Raw genomic sequence first — 22,080 nt, 5'->3', positions numbered from 1 at the left:
AAGTGGGAGCGAACGTCGCCATATCCGGCAGGAGTGCAAAATTCGGCTAACGTTCCGGTAGGATAGTTTCTCCAGCACTCCCGAGCCCCGAGCGGATTCCGGGGAGAGCCGCTTGAGGCGATACGCCGAAGCCTTCTCCGAAATCGTGCACTGGCCCCCAGAATCTCCCTCCGTTCTCTTCTTTTCTCCCCGCCGTTCCTGCATCAACCAAACAGCCATGCCCTCCATAGCCCGAGCGGTTCATCCCTGACCCTGTCGCCGGCTCCACGAGCCGGCGCCCCCTTGGCGTTCGTCCGCTCATTCAGCCAAAGAGAACATCATGAACCAGAAAATTTCCCCGCCTTCACAGAAGCTCGACGGCCTGTTCCTGCTGGCCCTGTCGATGGCCGTATTCTTCGTCGGCGTGACCGAGTTCATGCTGTCCTCCATGCTCGGGCCGCTGGCGCAGGCGTTCCACACCACTACCAGCGGCGCCGCCTGGCTGATCTCCAGCTACGCGTTCTCCTATGCGATCGCCGCGCCGTTGCTGGGCTACTTCTCCGACCGCATGCAACGCAGGAAGCTGCTGCTGCTCGCCCTGGTCCTCTTCGCGGTCGATACTCTGGCCATCGTCATCGCCCCGACCCTGGAAATTGCCGTCGTCCTGCGGGTGATCGGGGGCATCGCCTCGGCAATCATCATCCCGACCACCTTCGCCCTGGTCGCGGAGGTGGTCGCCCCGCAAAGACAGGCCGGTGCCATGGGCCAGGTGATGCTCGGCATGACCCTCGGCATTGCCGCCGGCCCGGCACTGGCCGGCCTCCTCTCGGACTTCTTCGGCTGGGCGGCGCCCTTCCTGATGGTCTCGTGCGGTTGCGTGCTGGTCTTCCTGATGGCACGCCAGCGCCTTCCCGTGCAAGCCGTGGCACCGCGCGCCGAGGGCCATGCGCTGGGCTGGTGCAGGCAATGGAGCATCCTCAGGCCACTGATCGCCAAGGGTGCCTGGAACGGCACCGGGGTCGCCGGCCTGCTTCTCTCGGGAGAGGTGCTGCGCCAGCGCTACGGCTTCAGCACCGCGCAGATAGGCGTCAGCATCGCCGCCTTCGGCGTGGGCCTGGCCGTGGGCAACCTCGCCGCGGGTTACCTGCGACGTTATCTGAAGCGCGACGAAGACATGCTCCTGCTGGTGCTGGCGCTCCTGGTGCTATCGATGTCGACCTTCATGCTCCTGCCGCTACCGTTGCCCGTGGCGCTCTGCTGCCTGGGCGCCTGGGGCGCCGCGCTGGGCCTGGGCGCGCCGGCGGGCACGGTGGTACTCGCCTCGCGCTCCGGGCCGGACAAGGGCATGGTGCTGTCGTTCGCCGAGACGTTCAACAACATCGCCATTCTCGCCAGCGTGCCCCTGGCTGTGCGACTGCTGGAGCTGAAGGGGCCGCCCGCCACCCTGTGGGTATTGGGCATCGGCCTGGGGATCGGCGCCTGGCTCACCGTGCTGGACTGGTTCGCCAGCCGCAGGAGCGACGAGACGCTGCCGTTGCGCGATTGACGGCGAGCGCCGGGGCCGCATGCCTGCCCCGGCTTCTCGGGCACGCGGCCGGCGTTACTCGACGGTGACCGACTTGGCCAGGTTGCGCGGCTGGTCGACGTCGGTGCCCTTGAGCACGGCGACATGGTACGAGAGCAATTGCAACGGGATGGTGTAGAGGATCGGCGAGAGCACGTCGCCGATGTGCGGCATGCCCACCACATGGGTGCCCTCGCCAGCCTCGATGCCCGCGCCTTCGTCGGCGAACACCACCAGTTCGCCGCCGCGGGCGCGGACTTCCTGCAGGTTCGACTTGAGCTTCTCCACCAGCTCGTTGTTCGGCGCCACGGTAACCACCGGCATGTCGCTGTCCACCAGCGCCAGCGGGCCATGCTTGAGTTCGCCGGCCGGGTAGGCTTCGGCATGGATATAGGAAATTTCCTTGAGCTTCAGCGCGCCTTCCAGGGCCACCGGGAACTGCGCGCCACGGCCGAGGAACAGGGTGTGGTGCTTCTCGGCGAACAGCTCGGAAACCTTCTCCACCGTCCGGTTCATCGCCAGCGCCTCGCCCAGCCGGGTCGGCAGGCGACGCAGTTCGTCCACCAGCTCGGCTTCGACGCCATCGGCCAGGCGCTTCTGCACCTGGCCGATGCCCAGGGTCAGCAGCAGCAGGGCGACCAACTGGGTGGTGAAGGCCTTGGTCGAGGCCACGCCGATTTCCGGGCCGGCCTGGGTCAGCAGGGTCAGGTCGGATTCGCGCACCAGCGAACTGGTGGCAACGTTGCAGATCGCCACGCTGGAGAGGAAGCCCAGCTCCTTGGCGTTGCGCAGGGCAGCCAGGGTGTCGGCGGTCTCACCGGACTGGGAGATGGTGACGAACAGGCAATCCGGCTGCACCGCGACCTTGCGGTAGCGGAACTCGCTGGCGACCTCCACCTGGCAGGGAATCCCGGTCAGGCTTTCCAGCCAGTAACGGGCGACCATGCCGGCGTGGTAACTGGTGCCGCAGGCGACGATCTGCACGTTGCGGACCTTGGCGAACAGCTCCGCCGCCTGCGGGCCGAAGCTTTCCACCATTACCTGGTTCTGCCCGAGGCGGCCTTCCAGGGTGCGCTGCACGACGCTGGGCTGCTCGTGGATTTCCTTGAGCATGAAGTGCCGGTACTCGCCCTTGTCGGCGGCTTCGGCGCCTTCGTGGTACTGCACGGTCTCGCGCTGCACGTCGTTGCCCTGGACATCCCACAGGCGCACGCTGTCGCGACGGATCTCGGCGATATCGCCTTCTTCCAGGTAGATGAAGCGGTCGGTCACCTGGCGCAGCGCCAGTTGGTCGGAAGCGAGGAAGTTCTCGCCAAGCCCGAGGCCGATTACCAGCGGGCTGCCGCTGCGAGCGGCGACGATGCGGTCCGGCTGCGCCGCGCTGATCACTGCCAGCCCATAGGCCCCGTGCAATTCCTTGACCGCGTCCTTCAGCGCCAGGGTCAGGTCGCCGATGGACTGCAGCTTGTGGTGCAGCAGGTGGACGATGACCTCGGTGTCGGTCTGCGAGGTGAACACGTAGCCCAGGCCCTTGAGCCGCTCACGGAGAGGTTCGTGGTTCTCGATGATGCCGTTGTGCACCACCGCCAGTTCGTCGCTGGAGAAATGCGGGTGGGCGTTGCCTTCGGTTGGCGCGCCGTGGGTCGCCCAGCGGGTATGGGCGATGCCCAGGCGGCCGAGCAGCGGCGTACCGGCCAGGCCTTCCTCCAGGCTGGCGACCTTGCCGACCCGGCGGCAGCGCTGCAGCCTGCCTTCGTTATCGAAGACCGCCACGCCGGCGCTGTCGTAGCCGCGATACTCGAGGCGCTTGAGGCCTTCGATGAGGATGGGGGTGATGTTGCGCTCGGCGATCGCGCCTACGATTCCACACATGGGGTCTTTCTCCTTTCAGGCCTCGACCGGGGCGCAGATCAGCGTGACGCCCCGGGCGGTTATCTGTTCGCGCGCGGAAGGATCCAGGCGCTCGTCGGTAATCAGGGTATGGATGCTGCTCCAGGGCAACTCCTGGTTGGGAATGCGCCGACCGACCTTGTCGGCCTCGGCCATGACGATCACCTCGCGGGCGACCTCGGCCATCACCCGGCTCAGGCCCAGCAATTCGTTGAACGTGGTCGTCCCGCGTTCGAGATCGATGCCGTCGGCACCGATGAATAGTTGGTCGAAGTCATAGGAACGCAGCACCTGCTCGGCAACCTGTCCCTGGAACGACTCGGAATGCGGATCCCAGGTCCCCCCGGTCATCAGCAGCACCGGCTCGTGCTCCAGTTCGCGCAGGGCGTTGACCACGTTCAGCGAGTTGGTCATCACCACCAGGCCCGGCTTGTGCCCGAGTTCGGGGATCATCGCCGCGGTGGTGCTGCCACTGTCGATGATGATCCGCGCATGCTCGCGGATGCGCGCCGCGGCGGCGCGACCGATAGCCTGCTTGTAGGGCGAGACGGGCTGCGCAGCTTCACCGATCAGTTCCTGCGGCATCGGCACCGCACCGCCGTAGCGACGCAACAGCAGGCCGTGGCTTTCCATGGCGGCGAGGTCCTTGCGGATGGTCACTTCCGAGGTGGAAAAGCGCTTGGCGAGTGCGTCCACGCTGACCTCGCCCTGCTCGGAAAGCAGCGCGAGGATGGCATGGCGACGTTGCGGCGTATTACGTTTCGAGATCACTTAAGTTTCGTTTCGAAAGAAAAGTGTGCGAATCAAAACTTATCCGGCGCTTCCCGTCAATGACTTTTCATCGGCTCGGCAGCACCGTATCGGGATCGAGATAGAACATTTTCTTCCAACCCTGGGTGTTGTCGTCGGCCAGCCAGGGATAGGGCAGCAAGGTGATGATCGCGTAGTGCAGGTGGGCCGGCTTGCCGCGCGCGTTGCCGGTGGTGCCGACCGTACCCAGGCGGGAACCGGCAAGGACCGGCTGGCCCGGATAGGCGTCGAGGCTATCGAGATGGGCGTAGTAATGCAGGCGCCACTTGGGCGCCAGCACCAGGACGACCTTGCCGCCGAGAGCGATCTCCCCGCGATAGAGCACCAGGCCGTAGCTGGCGGAGCGTACGGGGGTGCCGCTGCGGGCGAAGATGTCGATGCCCTTGTGCACTCCGGAGCGCCCCCAGGGCTCGAACCAGAAGGTTCGCGGATTCCAGTCGCGGGCACTGGCGCCTTCGACGGGTATCCGCGGCCATTCGGGCAGCACCGCCCAGGCTATGAGCAGCCCCAGCACGATCCGTTTCGCAGGCTTCGGCATCCGTGCCGCTCCGTTACTTCTTGATTTTTTCCGGGCGCTTCCAGTTTTCCAGGTTCTTCTGCCGGGCGCGGCCGAAGGCCAGGTTCTTCGCCGGAACCTCATGGGTGATGGTGGAGCCGGCCGCGGTCGTCGCGCCATCGCCGATCTTCAGCGGCGCCACCAGCGAGTTGTTCGAGCCGATGAACACATCGTCGCCCAGCTCGGTGCGGAACTTGTTCGCGCCATCGTAGTTGCAGGTGATGGTGCCGGCGCCGATGTTGCAGTTGGCGCCCAACTCGGCATCGCCCAGGTAGCTCAGGTGGCCGGCCTTGCTGCCCTCGCCCAGGCGGGCATTCTTCAGTTCGACGAAGTTGCCGACATGGGCCCGAGCGCCGAGCACGCTGCCCGGACGCAGGCGGGCGAACGGACCGGCATCGCTACCCTCGCCCAGCTCCGCGCCTTCCAGGTGGCTGTTGGCCTTGATCACCGCGCCACGCCGCAGGACGCTGTCGCGAATCACGCAGTTCGGTCCGATGCGCACGTCGTCCTCGATCACCACGCGGCCTTCCAGCACCACATTGACGTCGATCAGCACGTCGCGGCCGACCGAGATTTCGCCACGGACATCCAGGCGCTGCGGATCGAGCAGGGTCACGCCCTGGCGCATCAGCTCCTCTGCGCGCAGGCGCTGGTAGTGACGCTCCAGCTGGGCCTGTTGCATGCGGTCATTGACGCCCTGCACTTCCATCGCGTCCAGCGGTTGGGCGCTGGCCACCACCAGGCCGTCGCCGACCGCCATGGCGATCACGTCGGTCAGGTAGTACTCGCCCTGGGCGTTGTCGTTGGACAGGCGGCCGAGCCAGTCGGCAAGGCGCTTGCCCGGCACCGCGAGGATGCCGGTGTTGATCTCGCCGATCTGGCGCTGCGCCGGGGTCGCGTCCTTGTGCTCGACGATGGCCTGCACCGCGCCCTGGTCGTCACGGACGATGCGGCCGTAGCCGGTGGGGTCGAGCATGTCGACGGTGAGCAACGACAACTGGTCCGGGGTGACTTGCGCCAGCAGGCGCTGCAAGGTGTCCAGCTGGATCAGCGGCACGTCGCCGTAGAGGATCAGCACCTGGTCTGCACTGAGGAACGGCAGGGCCTGGGCCACCGCATGGCCCGTACCGAGCTGTTCGGCCTGGAGCACGAAATTCAGGTCGTCGGCGGCCATCCGCTCACGCACCAGATCCGCGCCGTGGCCGATCACCACGTGGATCCGTTCCGGCTGCAACTGGCGCGCGCAGTCGATGACGTGGCCGAGCATCGGCTTGCCGGCAATGGGATGGAGGACCTTGGGCAGGGCCGAACGCATGCGGGTGCCCTGGCCGGCGGCGAGAATCACGATTTCAAGGGACATGGACTGGACTACCGTTCCTGGTGGTCACAGGCAAAACCTGTGAGTGAAGATGCAAAACGAAAAAAGGGTAGCCCACAGGCTACCCTTTTCCCTGACACCGCTAGAAGTACCGGCTGGAAATCAGCCGCCGAACTTCTTGCGCAGTTGCTGGACGGTGCGCAGCTGGGCTGCGGCTTCGGCCAGACGCGCGGCAGCGGCGCTGTAGTCGAACTCGGCGCCCTTGCCCTGCAGCGCCTTTTCGGCAGCCTTCAGGGCTTCCTGGGCGGCCGCTTCGTCGAGGTCGCCGGCACGAACCACGGTGTCGGCGAGGACCTTGACCATGTTCGGCTGGACTTCGAGGAAACCGCCGGAGATGTAGTACACCTCCTGCTCGCCGCCCTGCTTGACCAGGCGGATGGGGCCCGGTTTCAGGTCGGTGATCAGCGGCGCGTGGCCCGGGGCGATACCCAGGTCACCCAGAGCGCCGTGCGCGATAACCATCTCGACCAGGCCGGAGAAGATCTCCGCCTCGGCGCTGACGATGTCGCAATGGACTGTTATGGCCATACGCTTGCCTCACATGAGCGCCCGTCGCCGGGCGCACAGGATTACAGTTTTTTGGCTTTCTCGACCGCTTCTTCGATACCGCCGACCATGTAGAACGCCTGCTCCGGCAGGTGATCGTAGTCGCCGTTGAGAATGCCCTTGAAGCCAGCGATGGTGTCCTTCAGGGAAACGTACTTGCCCGGCGAACCGGTGAAGACTTCCGCTACGAAGAACGGCTGGGACAGGAAGCGCTGGATCTTACGAGCGCGCGCCACCAGCAGCTTGTCGGCTTCGGACAGTTCGTCCATGCCCAGGATCGCGATGATGTCCTTCAGCTCCTTGTAGCGCTGCAGAACATACTGGACGCCGCGAGCGGTGTCGTAGTGATCCTGGCCGATCACCAGCGGATCGAGCTGACGGGAGGTCGAGTCCAGCGGGTCGACCGCGGGGTAGATACCCAGCGAGGCGATGTCACGGGACAGTACGACGGTCGCGTCCAGGTGGGCGAAGGTGGTCGCCGGGGACGGGTCGGTGAGGTCGTCCGCGGGAACGTATACGGCCTGGATCGAGGTGATCGAGCCTTTCTTGGTGGAGGTGATGCGCTCCTGCAGAACGCCCATCTCTTCGGCCAGGGTCGGCTGATAGCCCACCGCGGACGGCATACGGCCCAGCAGTGCGGATACTTCGGTACCGGCGAGGGTGTAACGGTAGATGTTGTCGATGAACAACAGAACGTCACGGCCTTCGTCACGGAACTTCTCGGCCATGGTCAGGCCGGTCAGTGCGACGCGCAGACGGTTGCCCGGCGGCTCGTTCATCTGGCCGTATACCAGGGCTACCTTGTCCAGTACGTTGGAGTCCTTCATCTCGTGGTAGAAGTCGTTACCCTCACGAGTACGCTCGCCCACACCCGCGAACACGGAATAACCGCTGTGCTCGATGGCGATGTTACGGATCAGTTCCATCATATTGACGGTCTTGCCCACGCCGGCGCCGCCGAACAGGCCTACCTTGCCGCCCTTGGCGAACGGGCAGACCAGGTCGATCACCTTGATGCCGGTTTCCAGCAGCTCGTTGCCGCCAGCCTGGTCGGCATAGGACGGAGCTTCGCGGTGGATGCCCCAGCGCTCTTCTTCGCCGATGGGACCGGCTTCGTCGATCGGGTTGCCCAGTACGTCCATGATCCGGCCCAGGGTCGCTTTACCGACCGGCACGGAGATGGCAGCACCAGTGCTGTCCACGTTCAGGCCACGCTTGAGGCCTTCGGTGGAACCCATCGCAATGGAACGAACCACGCCGTCGCCCAGCTGCTGCTGGACTTCCAGGGTGGTTTCAACGCCCTGAACCTTCAGGGCTTCATAGATGCTCGGCACGGCATCGCGCGGGAATTCCACGTCGATCACGGCGCCGATGATTTGAACGATACGTCCGCTACTCATGTCTGGTTCCTCTGAATTTTGAACCTGTTCTTACACCGCGGCAGCGCCGCCGACGATTTCCGAGATTTCCTGGGTGATCGCCGCCTGACGCGCCTTGTTGTAGATCAGCTGCAAATCGCTGATCAGCTCGCCGGCGTTGTCGGTAGCGTTCTTCATTGCAATCATCCGGGCCGCCTGCTCACAGGCGTTGTTCTCAACCACGGCCTGGTACACCTGGGATTCCACGTAACGCACCAGCAGCCCGTCGAGGAGCGACTTGGCGTCGGGTTCGTAGAGATAGTCCCAGTGGTGCTTCAGCTCCTGATCGTCATCGGCCACCAGCGGAATCAGCTGTTCCACGGTCGGCTTCTGGGTCATGGTGTTGACGAACTTGTTGGAGACCACGAACAGGCGATCGATACGGCCTTCGAGGTATGCGTCGAGCATCACCTTGACACTGCCGATCAGGTCGTTGATCGAAGGCTCTTCGCCGAGGTGGCTGATAGCTGCCACGACGTTGCCGCCGAAACTGCGGAAGAACGAAGCGCCCTTGCTACCGATCACGCAAAGGTCGATTTCCGCCCCTTGCTCGCGGTAGCCGCTCATGTCCTTGACGAGGGACTTGAACAGGTTGATGTTCAGACCGCCGCACAGACCACGGTCACTGCTCACCACGATGTAGCCGACGCGCTTGACTTCACGCTCGACCATGAACGGGTGACGGTATTCCGGGTTGGCGTTGGCCAGATGGCCGATCACCTGGCGAATACGCTCCGCGTAGGGACGGCCGGCCGCCATGCGCATTTGTGCCTTGCGCATCTTGCTCACCGCCACTTTTTCCATGGCATTGGTGATCTTTTGCGTGCTTTTGATGCTCGCAATCTTGCTGCGAATCTCTTTTGCGCCTGCCATTTGACACCTATCGGGTTAGCAGGCGGGAGCCTCGCGGCTCCCGCTGCGGCTTACCAGGTTTGGGTGGCCTTGAACTTCTCGATGCCGGCCTTGATGCCCGCGTCGATTTCGTCGTTGAAGTCACCTTTCTCGTTGATCTTCGCCAGCAGAGCGGCATGCTCGCGCTGGAAGTAGGAGATCAACGCCTGCTCGAAGCTACCGACCTTGGCGATTTCGACGTCCTGCAGGAAGCCACGCTCGGCGGCATACAGGGACAGCGACATCTCGGCGATCGACATCGGCGCGTACTGCTTCTGCTTCATCAGCTCGGTAACGCGCTGACCATGCTCCAGCTGCTTGCGGGTCGCTTCGTCCAGGTCCGAGGCGAACTGGGCGAAGGCCGCCAGTTCACGGTACTGGGCCAGAGCGGTACGGATGCCGCCGGACAGCTTCTTGATGATCTTGGTCTGGGCCGCGCCACCTACGCGGGATACCGAGATACCGGCGTTGACGGCCGGACGGATACCCGAGTTGAACATGGCGGATTCCAGGAAGATCTGGCCGTCGGTGATCGAGATCACGTTGGTCGGAACGAACGCGGAAACGTCGCCGGCCTGGGTCTCGATGATCGGCAGCGCGGTCAGCGAGCCGGTCTTGCCGGTCACGGCGCCGTTGGTGAACTTCTCGACATACTCTTCGGAAACGCGGGAAGCGCGCTCCAGCAGACGGCTGTGGAGATAGAACACGTCGCCCGGGTAGGCTTCGCGGCCCGGCGGACGGCGCAGCAGCAGGGAGATCTGGCGATAAGCCACGGCCTGCTTGGACAGGTCGTCGTAGACGATCAGGGCGTCTTCACCGCGATCGCGGAAGTATTCGCCCATGGTGCAACCGGAGTACGGCGCCAGGTATTGCAGGGCGGCGGACTCTGAAGCGCTGGCGGCGACCACGATGGTGTTGGCCAGGGCACCGTTCTCTTCCAGCTTGCGTACGACGTTGGCGATAGTGGACTGCTTCTGGCCGATGGCCACGTAGACGCACTTAATGCCGCTGTCTTTCTGGTTGATGATGGCGTCGACCGCGAGGGCGGTCTTGCCGATCTGGCGGTCGCCGATGATCAGCTCGCGCTGGCCACGGCCTACCGGGATCATGGCGTCGACCGACTTGTAGCCGGTCTGTACCGGCTGGTCTACCGACTTACGCCAGATCACGCCCGGAGCGACCTTCTCGACCGCGTCGGTGGCCTTGGCGTCGATCGGACCCTTGCCGTCGATCGGATTGCCCAGTGCGTCGACTACGCGACCCAGCAGTTCCGGACCGACCGGAACCTCCAGGATGCGCCCGGTGCACTTGGCGTTCATGCCTTCGGCGAGGCCCTGGTATTCACCCAGGACCACGGCACCCACGGAATCCTGCTCCAGGTTCAGCGCCATACCGTAGACGCCGCCCGGGAACTCGATCATCTCGCCGTACATGACGTCGGCCAGACCGTAGATGCGCACGATACCGTCGGACACGCTGACGATGGTGCCTTCGTTTCGTGCTTGGGAGGCGACGTCGAGTTTCTCGATGCGCCCCTTGATGATTTCACTAATTTCGGAAGGATTGAGTTGCTGCATGCCGCTGCCCCTTCAAACTCAAGATTTCAACGCTTCGGCCAGTTTCGCGAGCTTGCCGCGCACCGAGCCATCGATTACCAAGTCACCGGCGCGAATGATCACGCCGCCGATCAGGCTCGCGTCTTCCGACGCATGTAGCCGCACTTCGCGACTGAGCCGGGCGCTGAGAGCCTTGGCGAGTTTGTCCTGCTGTTCTTTGCTCAAGGTGAAGGCACTGGTGACTTCTACCTCGACCGACTTTTCCTGCTCGGCCTTCAACTGCTCGTACATCTCAGCGATGGTCGGCAGCAGTTCGAGCCGCTTGTTCTCAGCCACAGTCCGGACGAAGTTCTGGGCTGGTGCATTCAGCTTGTCGCCGCACACATCGATCAGGCTCTGGGCCTTGGCCGAAGAGGTCAGCTGAGGCTCTTTGAGCAGCTGGCGCACGGTGTCGTCCTGCGACACTGCGGCCAGCACACCCAGCGCAGCCGACCAATCGGCCAGTTGCTGATGAGCCTGGGCGTACTCGAAAGCCGCCTTTGCGTAGGGACGAGCCAACGTGGTCAGTTCTGCCATAGCGCCCTCGCTTAGATCTCGGCTGCCAGTTTGGAAACCAGCTGCTCGTGCGCGTTTGCGTCGATCGAAGCACCCAGGATCTTCTCTGCGCCGGTGACGGCCAGGGCACCCACTTGGGCACGCAGGGCGTCCTTGACGCTGTTCAGTTCCTGTTCGATTTCCGCTTGGGCCTGGGCCTTCAGGCGTTCGCCTTCGGTACGGGCCTGGTCGCGGGCTTCATCGACGATCTGGTTAGCGCGTTTCTTCGCCTGTTCGACGATTTCGGCTGCCTGAGCCTTGGCTTCGCGCAGTTGCTGGCCCGCTTTCTCATGAGCCAGCTCCAGATCACGAGCCGCGCGGTTGGCAGCGTCCAGGCCGTCAGCGATCTTCTTCTGACGCTCTTGCAGAGCCGCGATGACCGGAGGCCACACGAACTTCATGCAGAACAGCACAAAGATGAAGAACGCAACGGACTGGCCAATCAGGGTTGCATTAATGTTCACGCCAACACCTCGCTCGTTCGTTGTCCGTCAAACACTCAAATCGAATGATTCGAGTGATTAGCCGGCGATTTGACCAACGAAGGGATTCGCGAAGGTGAAGAACAGGGCGATACCCACACCGATCATGGTCACGGCGTCCAGCAGGCCGGCGACGATGAACATTTTCACCTGCAGCATCGGAACCATTTCAGGCTGACGAGCTGCGCCTTCCAGGAACTTGCCACCCAGCAGACCGAAACCGATGGCGGTACCCAGGGCACCCAGGCCAATCAGCAGAGCAACGGCGATAGCAGTCAGTCCAACTACAGTTTCCATTTTTCCTCCCGACTTTTTGTCGTGTTGGTTAAAGGTTGAAGCGAATCGATTAATGGTTGTCTTCGTGCGCCATCGACAGGTAGACGATGGTCAGCATCATGAAGATGAAGGCCTGCAGGGTGATGATCAGGATGTGGAACACAGCCCACGCCCAGTTCAGGGCTACGCCCAGGGCACTCAGCAGGAACATTCCGCTACCGAACATGACGGCGATCAGAATGAAGATCAGTTCGCCGGCATACATGTTGCCGAACAGACGCAGCGCCAGCGAAACCGGCTTGGCGATCAGGGTCACGAACTCGAGCAGGAAGTTCACCGGAATCAGCAGGATCTGAACGACGATGTTCTTGCTGCTGAAGGGGTGCAGGGTCAGTTCACCGAGGAAGCCGCCGATGCCCTTGACCTTGATGCTGTAAAAGACGATCAGGGCGAACACCGAGATCGACAGGCCGAGGGTGGCGTTCGGGTCGGTGGTGGCCACCGCGCGGAAGAACAGGTGCTCGTCGCCGGTGATCTTCGCGGCCAGCATCGGCAGGTAGTCCACCGGTACCAGGTCGATCAGGTTGAGCAGGAAGATCCAGACGAACACGGTCAGGGCCAGGGGCGCGATCAACGGGTTACGCCCGTGGAAGGTGTCCTTGACGCTGGTGTCGACGAACTCGACCATCACCTCGACGAAGTTCTGCAGTCCACCCGGCTGGCCGCTGGTGGCCTTCTTGGCCGCCAGGCGGAAGATGAACAGGAACACCACGCCGAGCAGTACCGACCAGCCCAGGGTGTCTACGTGGAATGCCCAGAAGCCCATTTCCTTGGCTTGCTCGGCGGTGTGGGCGAACCCCCAATCACCATTAGGCAGACGCCCGAAGGTCAGGTTCTGCAAGTGGTGCTGGATGTAACCCGAAGCGGTTTCTGCTGCCATGTTTGCCTCAATCGCTCTAAGGTCTTGTAAATGTTTTTCCCATCAGCAGGGGTGCGCACCAGCTGACCATCAGGGTCAGCAGATAGACACCGAACAGAGCCGGCGCCATCAGTGGCTTCACGCCTGCGAACGTCAGTGCGAAGAGCACCGCCGTCAGAATCAGTTTCCCGGCTTCGCCCGCATAGAAAGAGCGAACGATTTCCCGGGCAGCCCGCGCTCCGCTGAAACGGAACGCCTTGTAGGCGAAATAACAATTCGGCAACCAGGCGATCATCCCTCCCAGCAGTCCGGAATATCCGGCTACCGGTCCCCAAGAAATCCACAGGGAGATCGCAGCAACAAGCACTACTACCAGTTGGACGAGCAGCAATCTGAATGCCGGCAGGCGACTTGGCATGCGGGACTCCATCGCGCTCTCAGTCTTCTGGTGTCGGCACTGCCAAATCAACGACTTGGCATAAAAAGTGCCCACAAAATAGCGCGCAGAGTATAGGGGGGGAGTCCCCCCTGTTCAACTGGCTGGTAGTGATTTCCGACTACCCGCTACAACCCAAAGTGTGTCAACGGATGTGGGCGAGAACGCCCTGCAGTTCATCCAGGGAGCTGTAGCGGATGACCAACTGTCCCTTGCCCTTCTGACCATGCCGGATCTGCACCGAAGCGCCCAGGCGCTCGGCCAGGCGCTGTTCCAGGCGGGCGATGTCCGGGTCGCTCTTGACCGGTCCCGCAGGCTTGCCCGGGGCATGCGTCCACTGCCGAACCAGGGCTTCGGTCTGACGTACGGTCAGCCCATGTGCGACAACATGTCGCGCCCCTTCCACCTGCCGTTCTGCCGGCAGACCGAGGAGCGCACGGGCATGGCCCATCTCCAGGTCGCCATGGGAAAGCAGGGTCTTGATCTCTTCCGGCAGGCCGATCAGGCGCAGCAGGTTGGTAATGGTCGCGCGCGACTTGCCGACCGCTTCCGCGACCTGCTGCTGGGTCAGCTGGAACTCCTGCTGCAAGCGCTGCAGGGCAGCGGCTTCCTCGATCGGGTTGAGGTCCTCGCGCTGGATGTTCTCGATCAGCGCCATGGCGATGGCCGCTTCGTCCGGCACGTCGCGCACCAGCGCCGGGATCTTTTCCAGTCCGGCCTGCTGGCTGGCCCGCCAGCGCCGCTCGCCGGCGATGATCTCGTAGCGGCCATTGGCGATCGGCCGCACCACGATGGGCTGCATCACGCCCTGGGCCTTGATCGACTGCGCCAGTTCCTCCAGCGCCTGAGGGTCCATGTCGCGACGCGGCTGGTACTTGCCGCGCTGCATCAGGTCGAGGGGGATCTGCTGCAACTCGCGGCGGTCGGCCTGTACGGCTTCCTCCTGCAGTTTGGCGGGACTCGAGCCGCCCAGCAGGGCATCGAGCCCGCGTCCCAGTCCACGTTTCTTGGCTGCCATGCGGGTTCCTTATGCGGTTGCGGCGCGGCCTTTGGCGCGCTGGCGGCGGACCAGCTCGCCGGCCAGCGCCAGGTAGGCGATGGCGCCGCGGGATTGCTTGTCGTAAACCAGCGCCGGCATGCCGAAGCTGGGGGCTTCGGCGAGGCGCACGTTACGCGGGATGACGGTGCTGTAGAGGGTGTCGCCGAAATGCTCCTGCAACTGCGCGGAGACATCGTTGGTCAGGCTGATGCGCGGATCGTACATGGTCCGCAACAGACCCTCGATCTTCAGCGTCGGGTTGAGCAACTGGCCGATGCGCTGGATGCTGTTCATCAGGTCGGTCAGCCCCTCCAGCGCGTAGTACTCGCACTGCATGGGGATGATCACGCCGTCGGCGGCGGTCAGCGCGTTGACGGTGAGCATCGACAGCGACGGCGGGCAGTCGATGAGGATGTAGTCGTAGTTCTCGCGGATCGGCGCCAGCGCGTTGCGCAGGCGATTTTCCTTCATGTCCATTTCCAGCAGCACCACTTCCGCGGCGGTCAGGTCGCGGTTGGCCGGCAGCAACTGGTAGCCGCCGTGTTCGGAGAACTGCATGGCCTCGGCGAGGTTGCACTCGCCGGTGAGCACGTCGTAGATGGAGTGCTCCAGGTTGTGCTTGTCGATGCCGCTGCCGGTGGTGGCGTTGCCCTGGGGATCCAGGTCCAGCAGGAGGACGCGGCGCTTGGTCGCCACGAGGGAGGCCGCGAGGTTGATACAGGTCGTGGTCTTGCCGACACCGCCTTTCTGGTTGGCGATCGCGAATACCTTAGCCATGGTTATCCCTGTTCCCCCTCATGCTGTGCGCCGCAGTATCAGCAGATGCCGCTGACCTTGGCAACCGGGTACCGCCAGCGCGTGCTCGGCTTCGACCCGGAAATCCTCCGGGAGTGCCGCCAGCTCTTCGTTCGGATGCACGCCCTTCATCGCCAGCCAGCGGGTTTCCTGGCCACCGAGGTGGCGGGTCCAGTTGGCGAAGTCCTCCAGGCTGCTGAAAGCGCGGGAAACGATGCCATCGAAGGGGCTCTCGGGACGGAAGGCTTCCACCCGGCTGTGCACGACTTCGAGGTTGGCCAGCTTCAGCTCGAGCTTCACCTGGGTCAGGAAGCGGGTCTTCTTGCCGTTGCTGTCGAGCAGGGTCAGGCGCTTTTCCGGGAACAGGATGGCCAGCGGCACGCCGGGCATGCCGCCGCCGCTGCCGACATCCAGCCAGTTATCCCCAGCCTCGGCATAAGGCACGATGCTCAGGCTGTCGAGCAGGTGGCGCGAAACCATCTCGTCCGGGTCGCGTACGGCGGTCAGGTTGTAGGCCTTGTTCCATTTGATCAGCAGGGCCAGGTAGGCCAGCAGCTGGCGTTGCTTGTCGGCGTCGAGGGCGACGCCTAGCTCGTCAGCACCGCGCGCGAGTTCGTCGGCGTGGTGTTGGGTTACCGCAGACATCAAGCGCTCTGCTCCAGTTGGCGGCCAGAGGCACGCTTCTTCAGGTGGATCAACAACAGCGAAATCGCAGCCGGCGTGACGCCGGGGATCCGCGAAGCCTGTCCGAGGGTTTCCGGACGGGCCTGGTTCAGCTTGTTCTGGATTTCCTTCGACAGGCCGGAAATCCCCAGGTAATCGATATCCACAGGCAGGCGGGTATCTTCGCTGGCGCGCAGACGGGAGATTTCCTCCTGCTGGCGGTCGATGTAGCCGGCGTACTTGGTGCGAATCTCCACCTGCTCGGCCACCTGGGGGTTATCCACAGCGTTGCCGGTGATCTCCACCAGGCCGGCGTAATCGATCTCGGGGCGGCTCAGCAGGTTGAGCAGATTGTATTCATGGATCAGCGGCGTACCGAAGCGCTCGGCGATGGCGTCGCCCTGCGGGGTATTCGGCCGCACCCAGGTGCTCTTCAGCCGCTGTTCCTCGCGTTCGATACCTTCGCGCTTGGCTTCGAAGGCAGCCCAGCGCCGATCGTCGACAAGGCCCAGCTCGCGTCCCTTCTCGGTGAGACGCAGGTCGGCGTTGTCCTCGCGGAGGATCAGGCGGTATTCCGCCCGCGAGGTGAACATGCGGTACGGCTCCTGGGTGCCGAGCGTGATCAGGTCGTCCACCAGCACGCCGATGTAGGCCTCGTCGCGGCGCGGGCACCAGTTGTCCTTGCCTTGCGAACGCAACGCAGCATTGGCGCCGGCCAGCAGGCCCTGGGCGCCAGCTTCCTCGTAGCCGGTGGTGCCGTTGATCTGGCCGGCGAAGAACAGGCCGCCGATGACCTTGGTCTCCAGGCTGTACCTGAGATCGCGGGGATCGAAGAAGTCGTACTCGATCGCATAGCCCGGCCGCACGATGTGGGCGTTTTCCATGCCACGGATGGAACGCACGATCTGCAGTTGCACGTCGAACGGCAGGGACGTGGAAATGCCGTTGGGATACAGCTCGTGGGTCGTCAGGCCTTCCGGCTCGAGGAAGACCTGGTGGCTTTCCTTGTCGGCGAAGCGATGGATCTTGTCTTCGATCGAAGGGCAGTAGCGCGGGCCGATGCCTTCGATCACACCGGAATACATCGGCGAACGATCGAGGTTGGCGGCGATGATCTCGTGGGTCCGGGCGTTGGTATGGGTGATCCAGCAACTGACCTGCTCGGGATGCTGTTCCTTCGAACCGAGGAAGGACATCACCGGGATCGGCGTGTCGCCCGGCTGCTCGGTCATCACCGAGAAGTCCACGCTGCGCCCGTCGATCCGCGGCGGCGTACCGGTCTTCAGCCGGCCGACCCGCAGCGGCAATTCACGCAGACGACGCGCCAGTGCGATGGACGGCGGGTCGCCGGCGCGTCCGCCTGAGTAGTTCTCCAGGCCGATGTGGATAAGTCCGCCGAGGAAGGTGCCGGTAGTCAGGACCACGTTGTCGGCATGGAAGCGCAGTCCCATCTGGGTCACTACGCCGCGGACCTGATCCTGCTCGACGATCAGGTCGTCGCAGGCCTGCTGGAATATCCACAGGTTCGGCTGGTTTTCCAGTGTATGACGGATAGCGGCCTTATAGAGCACGCGATCGGCTTGTGCACGAGTGGCGCGCACTGCCGGCCCCTTGCGGCTGTTAAGGATGCGGAACTGGATACCGCCCTTGTCGGTGGCTTCGGCCATGGCGCCGCCAAGGGCGTCGATTTCCTTGACCAGATGGCTCTTGCCGATGCCGCCGATGGCGGGGTTGCAGCTCATCTGCCCCAGGGTTTCCACATTGTGGGTCAACAGCAGGGTTTTCACACCCATGCGCGCAGCCGCGAGTGCGGCTTCGGTGCCTGCATGGCCACCGCCGATCACGATTACGTCAAAACGGGTAGGGAAATCCACCACGCACCTCGGCCTGTTCAGAAGCAGGAATTCAGGAAAGCCGGACAGTATAAGGATTTAGCGAACCTGAATGAAGACTCCTGGACAAAAAATAGCCAATCCAGATCGAGGGAGCAAAACGGCTCGGCGGGCTTACAAAAAATAAAAGGAAAGGAATGTTTATATCTTTTTAGAACTTGTGTTTATTGCTTAGCAGCGGCTTTTCTGTTGATAAGTACGTCGAGCCCAGTAAAGACATAGCCTGTAGCGAATGATAAGGCTGTCCCAAACCCTATCTGGGCCCTGTTGATAAGCGTTTTTTAGCTGTGGATGGAATGGCTCGTTATCAACATGTGGAGTTATGCACAGAGCTTCGGCGGGTTTATCTACCCTCCTGTCCCTGGGGTTTTCCACAGGTTTCAGGCGAGCGTATCCGGGCCGCGGCAGGACCGCAGCCAGGTAGGAGAAGGAGATGGAAAGGCGTGGGAAAGGCTCAGTCGTTGCCGCTTTCCAGCGTATCGATGGATGACGACAGGCGCTCGAAGCGGCGCTTGGCGGAGACCTGGAAATCCCGCTCGGAGCCCTCGTTAGCGGGTTTGCGCAGCAGTAGCCGAGCACTGAGCCCGCTAGTGCGGTCGTAACTGCCGAACCAGTCGATCATCTGTCCGACCTGGCATTCGCCGCCGAGCCACACCGCCAGGTTGGCTACGATCTCCATGCTGTAGTGTCCGAGTGCTCGCCGTGGGACGCCTTGGGAGCCGAAGGCGAGGGCCCCGCCTGGCCGGTATCGACGGAGTCCAGGGTCTGCAACAGCTCTTTTCGCAGAATCTCTTCCAGGCTTGTGGATAAACCGCTTACCGGGTTGACTTGCGTGCACGGAACGTCCCGGCGCGTGGCGATAGCGCCAGGCGAGACAACGGGATAGATACGCCGTTCGAGAGGGGCGAGCAGAGATTGACCACAGCGCAGCGCCTTCGCGGACGCCGGATCGGAGCGCGGTGCCTGTGCATAAACCTCTCCCAGGTGGATATCCATCCCATGCAGACCGACATCGGCGCAGATGGTTTTCTCGGGGACGAAGCGGCGCGCCGGCAATCCATGCCTGCGTGGTTGAGTGCCGGCGGCAAGGGGCACAGTGAAAGGAAAGTACGCAGAACCGGAGCGAACCTTGCCCTGGTTATCCACAACTCGGCGTGGGCCGAGCCCCATTACTTGCCGATGCAGAAACTCGAGAAGATGCGACCCAGCAGGTCGTCGGGGGTGAATGCGCCGGTGATTTCGCCCAGGTGCTGCTGGGCCTGGCGCAGATCCTCGGCCAGCAGTTCGCCGGCGCCATTGTGGATAAGTTGGCTGTGGCCATGCTCCAGCGCCTGCCCTGCCAGGCGTAGCGCTTCCAAGTGGCGCCGGCGGGCGCTGAAACCGCTTTCCGCGGTCTGTTCGAAGCCCATGCAGGCCTTCAGGTGTTCGCGCAGCAGCTCCAGGCCGGCGCCGGTGCGCGCCGAGAGGGTGATGGTGACGTGGCCGTCCGCGCTTTCCTCGAGGCCAATGGACTCTGTGGACAAATCCGCCTTGTTGCGGATCAGGGTGACCTTGCCCGGTTCCGGTCGCTGGTCGAGAAACTCCGGCCATAGGGAAAACGGGTCCGCTGCTTCCGGGGCGGTGGCGTCCACCACCAGCAGCACGCGATCGGCTTCGCCGATGGCTTTCAGCGCACGTTCCACGCCGATCTTTTCCACATGGTCCTCGGTATCCCGCAGGCCTGCGGTGTCCACCACATGCAGGGGCATGCCATCGATGTGGATATGTTCGCGCAGTACATCGCGGGTGGTGCCGGCTATGTCCGTGACGATGGCCGCCTCGCGACCGGCCAGGGCATTCAGCAGGCTGGACTTGCCGGCATTCGGTCGTCCGGCGATGACCACGGTCATGCCGTCGCGCAGCAGGGCGCCTTGGGAAGCTTCGCGCTGCACTGTGGATAATTCTGTGCGTACTTTTTCCAGAAGCCCCAGTACATGGCCATCGGCGAGGAAGTCGATTTCTTCCTCGGGGAAGTCGATGGCGGCTTCGACATAGATGCGCAGGGAAATCAGTTGCTCGGTCAATGCATGTACCCGGCGCGAGAATTCGCCCTGCAGGGAACGCAATGCATTGCGCGCGGCCTGCTCCGAGCTGGCCTCGATCAGATCGGCGATGGCTTCGGCCTGGGCCAGGTCGAGCTTGTCGTTGAGGAACGCGCGCTCGCTGAACTCGCCCGGTCGCGCCTGGCGGGCGCCCAATTCCAGACAACGCTGCACCAGCAGGTCGAGTACCACGGGGCCGCCGTGCCCCTGCAGTTCGAGTACGTCTTCGCCGGTGAACGAGTTCGGGCCGGGGAAATACAGTGACAGGCCTTCGTCGATCACCTGCCCACCGGCATCGAGGAACGGTCCGTAATGCGCATGCCGGGCTTTCAGCTGGCGTCCGCTCACGGCCACGGCCATCTGTCCGGCGAGAGGTCCGGAGACGCGGACGATTCCCACGCCGCCGCGGCCCTGGGCGGTAGCGATCGCGACGATGGTTTCGGTGGCGGCTTGCATGTGGATATCTCCGGATAGCAAGACGCCCCTCGAGGGGGCGTCTTGTTGTGGACAGTTTTCGCGATAGACGTCAGGCGGTCTTCGCGGCTGCCTCGATCTTGCGGGTAATGTACCACTGCTGTGCGATCGACAGGCAGTTGTTGACTACCCAGTACAGCACCAGACCGGCTGGGAACCAGAGGAAGAAGAAGGTGAAGATGATCGGCATCAGTTTCATCACCTTGGCCTGCATCGGGTCCGGCGGGGTCGGGTTGAGCATCTGCTGGATCAGCATGGTGCCGCCCATGACGATCGGCAGGATGAAGAACGGATCCTTCACCGACAGGTCGGTGATCCAGCCGAGCCACGGCGCCTGGCGCATTTCCACGCTTTCCAGGAGTACCCAGTAGAGGGAGAGGAAGACCGGCATCTGGACCAGGATCGGCAGGCAGCCGCCCAGCGGATTGATCTTCTCCTTCTTGTACAGCTCCATCATCGCCTGGGACATCTTCTGCCGATCGTCGCCGTGCTGTTCCTTGATCGCCTGCATCTTCGGCGACACCGCGCGCATGCGCGCCATCGAACGGTAGCTGGCGGCGGACAACGGGAAGAAGGCCAGCTTGATCAGGACGGTCAGGGCGATGATCGACCAGCCCCAGTTGCCGATCAGGCTGTGGATATGTTGCAGCAGCCAGAAGATCGGCTGGGCGATGAACCAAAGGAAACCGTAGTCGACGGTCAGTTCGAGGCCCGGGGAGAGTTCCTTCAGGTGCTTCTGGAGTTTCGGGCCGGCATACAGGGTCAGGTCGGTTTCCACCTTGCTACCCGCCGGAACGCTCAGGGTCGGGCCGGTGAAACCGACGATGTAGTTGCCCTGGCCGTCCTTGCGGGTCATGACCTGGTGCTGCTCGCCCTTGGTCGGAACCCAGGCGGTCACGAAGTAGTGTTGCAGCCAGGCGACCCAGCCACCCTGCACGGACTCCTTGAACTGTTCCTTGTCCATGTCCTTGGTGGAGATCTTCTTGTACGGCGAATCCGGGGTCCAGACCGCGGCGCCGAGGTAGGTGGACACCCCGGTGGCGGTGGTCGAGGACGGGTCGGCGCTGCCGTCGCGCTTGAGCTGGGCGAACAGGTTGCCGCTCCAGGTCTTGCCGCTCTGGTTGTCGATCAGGTAGCTGACGCCGACCTGATAGGCGTTTTCATTGATGCACTCGATCTTCTTCTGGGCCTTTTCCTTGTCCGAGCAATCGGCTTTCAGGCCACGGTGGAAGGTGAAGCGCTTGATGTAGTTGACACCGTCGTGGCTGAAGCTCAGGTCCACGACCAGTTCGTTCTGGCCGTCGGCCAACTGGTAGCTGCTCTGCGCACTGTGGAACAGCGGGCGGCCGGCGCTGCTGGCGTCCGGGCCGTCGGCACCGGTGAGGCCGCTCTGCGCCAGGTAGGTACGTTCGCGACCGTTGTCGAACAGCGGGAACGGCACGTCCGGACGGTCCAGGCGGCGCGGATACTGCAACAGGCCGAGCTGGACGATATCGCCGCCACGGGGATCGATGGCCAGGTCGAGGACGTCGGTCTTCACCTGGATCAGCTTGTCGCTGACCGCAACCGGCTTGTCGGCGGCTTCGGTGCCGGCCGCGCTGCTCTGGGCAGTGGGAACGTCACTGCTGGTGCCCGAGGCGGACGGAGTGTCCGGCAGGCCTTGCGTGGTGTTCATCGAAGCGCTGGCGGCGGGCAGCTCAGGCTGACCGTAATCCTTGTTCCACTGGAGAACCAGCAGGTAGGACACGACTGCAAGGGCGACGATGAGAATCGAGCGTTGAATGTCCATGGTTACTCGGCCATCGAGAAAGGGCGGTGCTTGAAGGAAACTGACAGTAGCA

The 22,080-nt window shown here is 63.3% G+C and carries 21 protein-coding genes; 1 reads left to right on the top strand and 20 read right to left on the bottom strand.

Annotation, left to right across the window (positions count from 1 at the left end; genetic code table 11):
- Nucleotides 1-319: 319 nt before the first annotated feature.
- On the top strand, nucleotides 320-1,525 hold the full coding sequence (locus tag HMPREF3014_RS19425; RefSeq protein ID WP_023087940.1) for an MFS transporter: 1,206 nt from the start codon (nucleotides 320-322) through the stop codon (nucleotides 1,523-1,525).
- Between the two features lie 54 nt (nucleotides 1,526-1,579).
- Here HMPREF3014_RS19425 and glmS read toward each other — a convergent pair whose 3' ends face one another.
- The 20 genes from glmS to yidC form a co-directional block, all read right to left on the bottom strand.
- Complete coding sequence (gene glmS, locus HMPREF3014_RS19420; protein WP_003097120.1) at nucleotides 1,580-3,415, bottom strand: glutamine--fructose-6-phosphate transaminase (isomerizing); 1,836 nt, start codon at nucleotides 3,413-3,415, stop codon at nucleotides 1,580-1,582.
- Between the two features lie 15 nt (nucleotides 3,416-3,430).
- On the bottom strand, nucleotides 3,431-4,204 hold the full coding sequence (locus HMPREF3014_RS19415; protein WP_023087941.1) for a DeoR/GlpR family DNA-binding transcription regulator: 774 nt from the start codon (nucleotides 4,202-4,204) through the stop codon (nucleotides 3,431-3,433).
- 67 nt (nucleotides 4,205-4,271) lie between these two features.
- Nucleotides 4,272-4,781, bottom strand: a complete 510-nt coding sequence (locus HMPREF3014_RS19410; protein WP_023087942.1) for a M23 family metallopeptidase — start codon at nucleotides 4,779-4,781, stop codon at nucleotides 4,272-4,274.
- Nucleotides 4,782-4,794: 13 nt separating this feature from the next.
- On the bottom strand, nucleotides 4,795-6,159 hold the full coding sequence (gene glmU / locus HMPREF3014_RS19405; protein WP_003114651.1) for a bifunctional UDP-N-acetylglucosamine diphosphorylase/glucosamine-1-phosphate N-acetyltransferase GlmU: 1,365 nt from the start codon (nucleotides 6,157-6,159) through the stop codon (nucleotides 4,795-4,797).
- A 120-nt stretch (nucleotides 6,160-6,279) separates the two neighbouring features.
- Entirely contained in the window at nucleotides 6,280-6,705 is a 426-nt protein-coding gene (locus HMPREF3014_RS19400; protein WP_003097128.1) for a F0F1 ATP synthase subunit epsilon, read from the bottom strand.
- Nucleotides 6,706-6,746: 41 nt separating this feature from the next.
- The gene (gene atpD, locus HMPREF3014_RS19395; RefSeq protein ID WP_003097130.1) at nucleotides 6,747-8,123 is read right to left on the bottom strand and encodes a F0F1 ATP synthase subunit beta; all 1,377 of its coding nucleotides are present in this window, start codon (nucleotides 8,121-8,123) and stop codon (nucleotides 6,747-6,749) included.
- A gap of 30 nt (nucleotides 8,124-8,153) precedes the next feature.
- The gene (gene atpG, locus HMPREF3014_RS19390) at nucleotides 8,154-9,014 is read right to left on the bottom strand and encodes a F0F1 ATP synthase subunit gamma (protein ID WP_003097132.1); all 861 of its coding nucleotides are present in this window, start codon (nucleotides 9,012-9,014) and stop codon (nucleotides 8,154-8,156) included.
- A gap of 50 nt (nucleotides 9,015-9,064) precedes the next feature.
- Nucleotides 9,065-10,609 (bottom strand): F0F1 ATP synthase subunit alpha, encoded by a 1,545-nt coding sequence (atpA, locus tag HMPREF3014_RS19385; protein WP_003097134.1) that lies wholly within the window; start codon nucleotides 10,607-10,609, stop codon nucleotides 9,065-9,067.
- An 18-nt stretch (nucleotides 10,610-10,627) separates the two neighbouring features.
- A complete protein-coding gene (locus HMPREF3014_RS19380; RefSeq protein WP_003097135.1) occupies nucleotides 10,628-11,164 on the bottom strand; it encodes a F0F1 ATP synthase subunit delta in 537 nt (178 codons plus the stop codon).
- An 11-nt stretch (nucleotides 11,165-11,175) separates the two neighbouring features.
- Nucleotides 11,176-11,646, bottom strand: a complete 471-nt coding sequence (locus HMPREF3014_RS19375; RefSeq protein ID WP_003100235.1) for a F0F1 ATP synthase subunit B — start codon at nucleotides 11,644-11,646, stop codon at nucleotides 11,176-11,178.
- A 57-nt stretch (nucleotides 11,647-11,703) separates the two neighbouring features.
- On the bottom strand, nucleotides 11,704-11,961 hold the full coding sequence (gene atpE, locus HMPREF3014_RS19370) for a F0F1 ATP synthase subunit C (protein ID WP_003097235.1): 258 nt from the start codon (nucleotides 11,959-11,961) through the stop codon (nucleotides 11,704-11,706).
- 49 nt (nucleotides 11,962-12,010) lie between these two features.
- Nucleotides 12,011-12,880 carry a F0F1 ATP synthase subunit A gene (gene atpB, locus HMPREF3014_RS19365; protein ID WP_003100237.1) on the bottom strand — a complete coding sequence of 290 codons (870 nt, stop codon included), beginning with the start codon at nucleotides 12,878-12,880 and terminating at the stop codon, nucleotides 12,011-12,013.
- A gap of 16 nt (nucleotides 12,881-12,896) precedes the next feature.
- A complete protein-coding gene (locus HMPREF3014_RS19360) occupies nucleotides 12,897-13,277 on the bottom strand; it encodes a F0F1 ATP synthase subunit I (RefSeq protein ID WP_003118473.1) in 381 nt (126 codons plus the stop codon).
- A gap of 163 nt (nucleotides 13,278-13,440) precedes the next feature.
- On the bottom strand, nucleotides 13,441-14,313 hold the full coding sequence (locus HMPREF3014_RS19355; RefSeq protein WP_003100240.1) for a ParB/RepB/Spo0J family partition protein: 873 nt from the start codon (nucleotides 14,311-14,313) through the stop codon (nucleotides 13,441-13,443).
- Between the two features lie 9 nt (nucleotides 14,314-14,322).
- Complete coding sequence (gene soj, locus HMPREF3014_RS19350; RefSeq protein WP_003097243.1) at nucleotides 14,323-15,111, bottom strand: chromosome partitioning protein Soj; 789 nt, start codon at nucleotides 15,109-15,111, stop codon at nucleotides 14,323-14,325.
- An 18-nt stretch (nucleotides 15,112-15,129) separates the two neighbouring features.
- Nucleotides 15,130-15,774: a 16S rRNA (guanine(527)-N(7))-methyltransferase RsmG gene (gene rsmG, locus HMPREF3014_RS19345; RefSeq protein ID WP_003100242.1), complete on the bottom strand. Its 645-nt coding sequence runs from the start codon at nucleotides 15,772-15,774 to the stop codon at nucleotides 15,130-15,132.
- A complete protein-coding gene (mnmG, locus tag HMPREF3014_RS19340; protein WP_023087943.1) occupies nucleotides 15,774-17,666 on the bottom strand; it encodes a tRNA uridine-5-carboxymethylaminomethyl(34) synthesis enzyme MnmG in 1,893 nt (630 codons plus the stop codon). Before mnmG ends, rsmG begins: the two co-directional genes overlap by 1 nt.
- 472 nt (nucleotides 17,667-18,138) lie before the next feature.
- The gene (locus HMPREF3014_RS34825; RefSeq protein ID WP_003100246.1) at nucleotides 18,139-18,363 is read right to left on the bottom strand and encodes a hypothetical protein; all 225 of its coding nucleotides are present in this window, start codon (nucleotides 18,361-18,363) and stop codon (nucleotides 18,139-18,141) included.
- Nucleotides 18,364-18,853: 490 nt separating this feature from the next.
- Nucleotides 18,854-20,221, bottom strand: a complete 1,368-nt coding sequence (gene mnmE / locus HMPREF3014_RS19330) for a tRNA uridine-5-carboxymethylaminomethyl(34) synthesis GTPase MnmE (RefSeq protein WP_003100248.1) — start codon at nucleotides 20,219-20,221, stop codon at nucleotides 18,854-18,856.
- A gap of 70 nt (nucleotides 20,222-20,291) precedes the next feature.
- Complete coding sequence (yidC, locus tag HMPREF3014_RS19325) at nucleotides 20,292-22,028, bottom strand: membrane protein insertase YidC (RefSeq protein WP_003100249.1); 1,737 nt, start codon at nucleotides 22,026-22,028, stop codon at nucleotides 20,292-20,294.
- Between the last annotated feature and the right edge of the window lie 52 nt (nucleotides 22,029-22,080).

Source organism: Pseudomonas sp. HMSC065H01, from assembly GCF_001815235.1.
Lineage (GTDB): Bacteria > Pseudomonadota > Gammaproteobacteria > Pseudomonadales > Pseudomonadaceae > Pseudomonas > Pseudomonas aeruginosa.
This window is presented reverse-complemented; position numbering and strand designations above follow the sequence as displayed.

What these genes read in the sequence shown, in the direction of transcription:
- HMPREF3014_RS19355 (WP_003100240.1), bottom strand. Translation starts at nt 14,313, where the DNA reads ATGGCAGCCAAGAAACGTGGACTGGGACGCGGGCTCGATGCCCTGCTG.
- atpB (WP_003100237.1), bottom strand. Translation starts at nt 12,880, where the DNA reads ATGGCAGCAGAAACCGCTTCGGGTTACATCCAGCACCACTTGCAGAAC.
- yidC (WP_003100249.1), bottom strand. Translation starts at nt 22,028, where the DNA reads ATGGACATTCAACGCTCGATTCTCATCGTCGCCCTTGCAGTCGTGTCC.
- glmS (WP_003097120.1), bottom strand. Translation starts at nt 3,415, where the DNA reads ATGTGTGGAATCGTAGGCGCGATCGCCGAGCGCAACATCACCCCCATC.
- HMPREF3014_RS19360 (WP_003118473.1), bottom strand. Translation starts at nt 13,277, where the DNA reads ATGCCAAGTCGCCTGCCGGCATTCAGATTGCTGCTCGTCCAACTGGTA.
- atpD (WP_003097130.1), bottom strand. Translation starts at nt 8,123, where the DNA reads ATGAGTAGCGGACGTATCGTTCAAATCATCGGCGCCGTGATCGACGTG.
- atpG (WP_003097132.1), bottom strand. Translation starts at nt 9,014, where the DNA reads ATGGCAGGCGCAAAAGAGATTCGCAGCAAGATTGCGAGCATCAAAAGC.
- HMPREF3014_RS34825 (WP_003100246.1), bottom strand. Translation starts at nt 18,363, where the DNA reads ATGGAGATCGTAGCCAACCTGGCGGTGTGGCTCGGCGGCGAATGCCAG.
- rsmG (WP_003100242.1), bottom strand. Translation starts at nt 15,774, where the DNA reads ATGTCTGCGGTAACCCAACACCACGCCGACGAACTCGCGCGCGGTGCT.
- atpE (WP_003097235.1), bottom strand. Translation starts at nt 11,961, where the DNA reads ATGGAAACTGTAGTTGGACTGACTGCTATCGCCGTTGCTCTGCTGATT.
- HMPREF3014_RS19425 (WP_023087940.1), top strand. Translation starts at nt 320, where the DNA reads ATGAACCAGAAAATTTCCCCGCCTTCACAGAAGCTCGACGGCCTGTTC.
- glmU (WP_003114651.1), bottom strand. Translation starts at nt 6,159, where the DNA reads ATGTCCCTTGAAATCGTGATTCTCGCCGCCGGCCAGGGCACCCGCATG.
- soj (WP_003097243.1), bottom strand. Translation starts at nt 15,111, where the DNA reads ATGGCTAAGGTATTCGCGATCGCCAACCAGAAAGGCGGTGTCGGCAAG.
- HMPREF3014_RS19410 (WP_023087942.1), bottom strand. Translation starts at nt 4,781, where the DNA reads ATGCCGAAGCCTGCGAAACGGATCGTGCTGGGGCTGCTCATAGCCTGG.
- mnmE (WP_003100248.1), bottom strand. Translation starts at nt 20,221, where the DNA reads ATGCAAGCCGCCACCGAAACCATCGTCGCGATCGCTACCGCCCAGGGC.
- HMPREF3014_RS19400 (WP_003097128.1), bottom strand. Translation starts at nt 6,705, where the DNA reads ATGGCCATAACAGTCCATTGCGACATCGTCAGCGCCGAGGCGGAGATC.
- atpA (WP_003097134.1), bottom strand. Translation starts at nt 10,609, where the DNA reads ATGCAGCAACTCAATCCTTCCGAAATTAGTGAAATCATCAAGGGGCGC.
- HMPREF3014_RS19380 (WP_003097135.1), bottom strand. Translation starts at nt 11,164, where the DNA reads ATGGCAGAACTGACCACGTTGGCTCGTCCCTACGCAAAGGCGGCTTTC.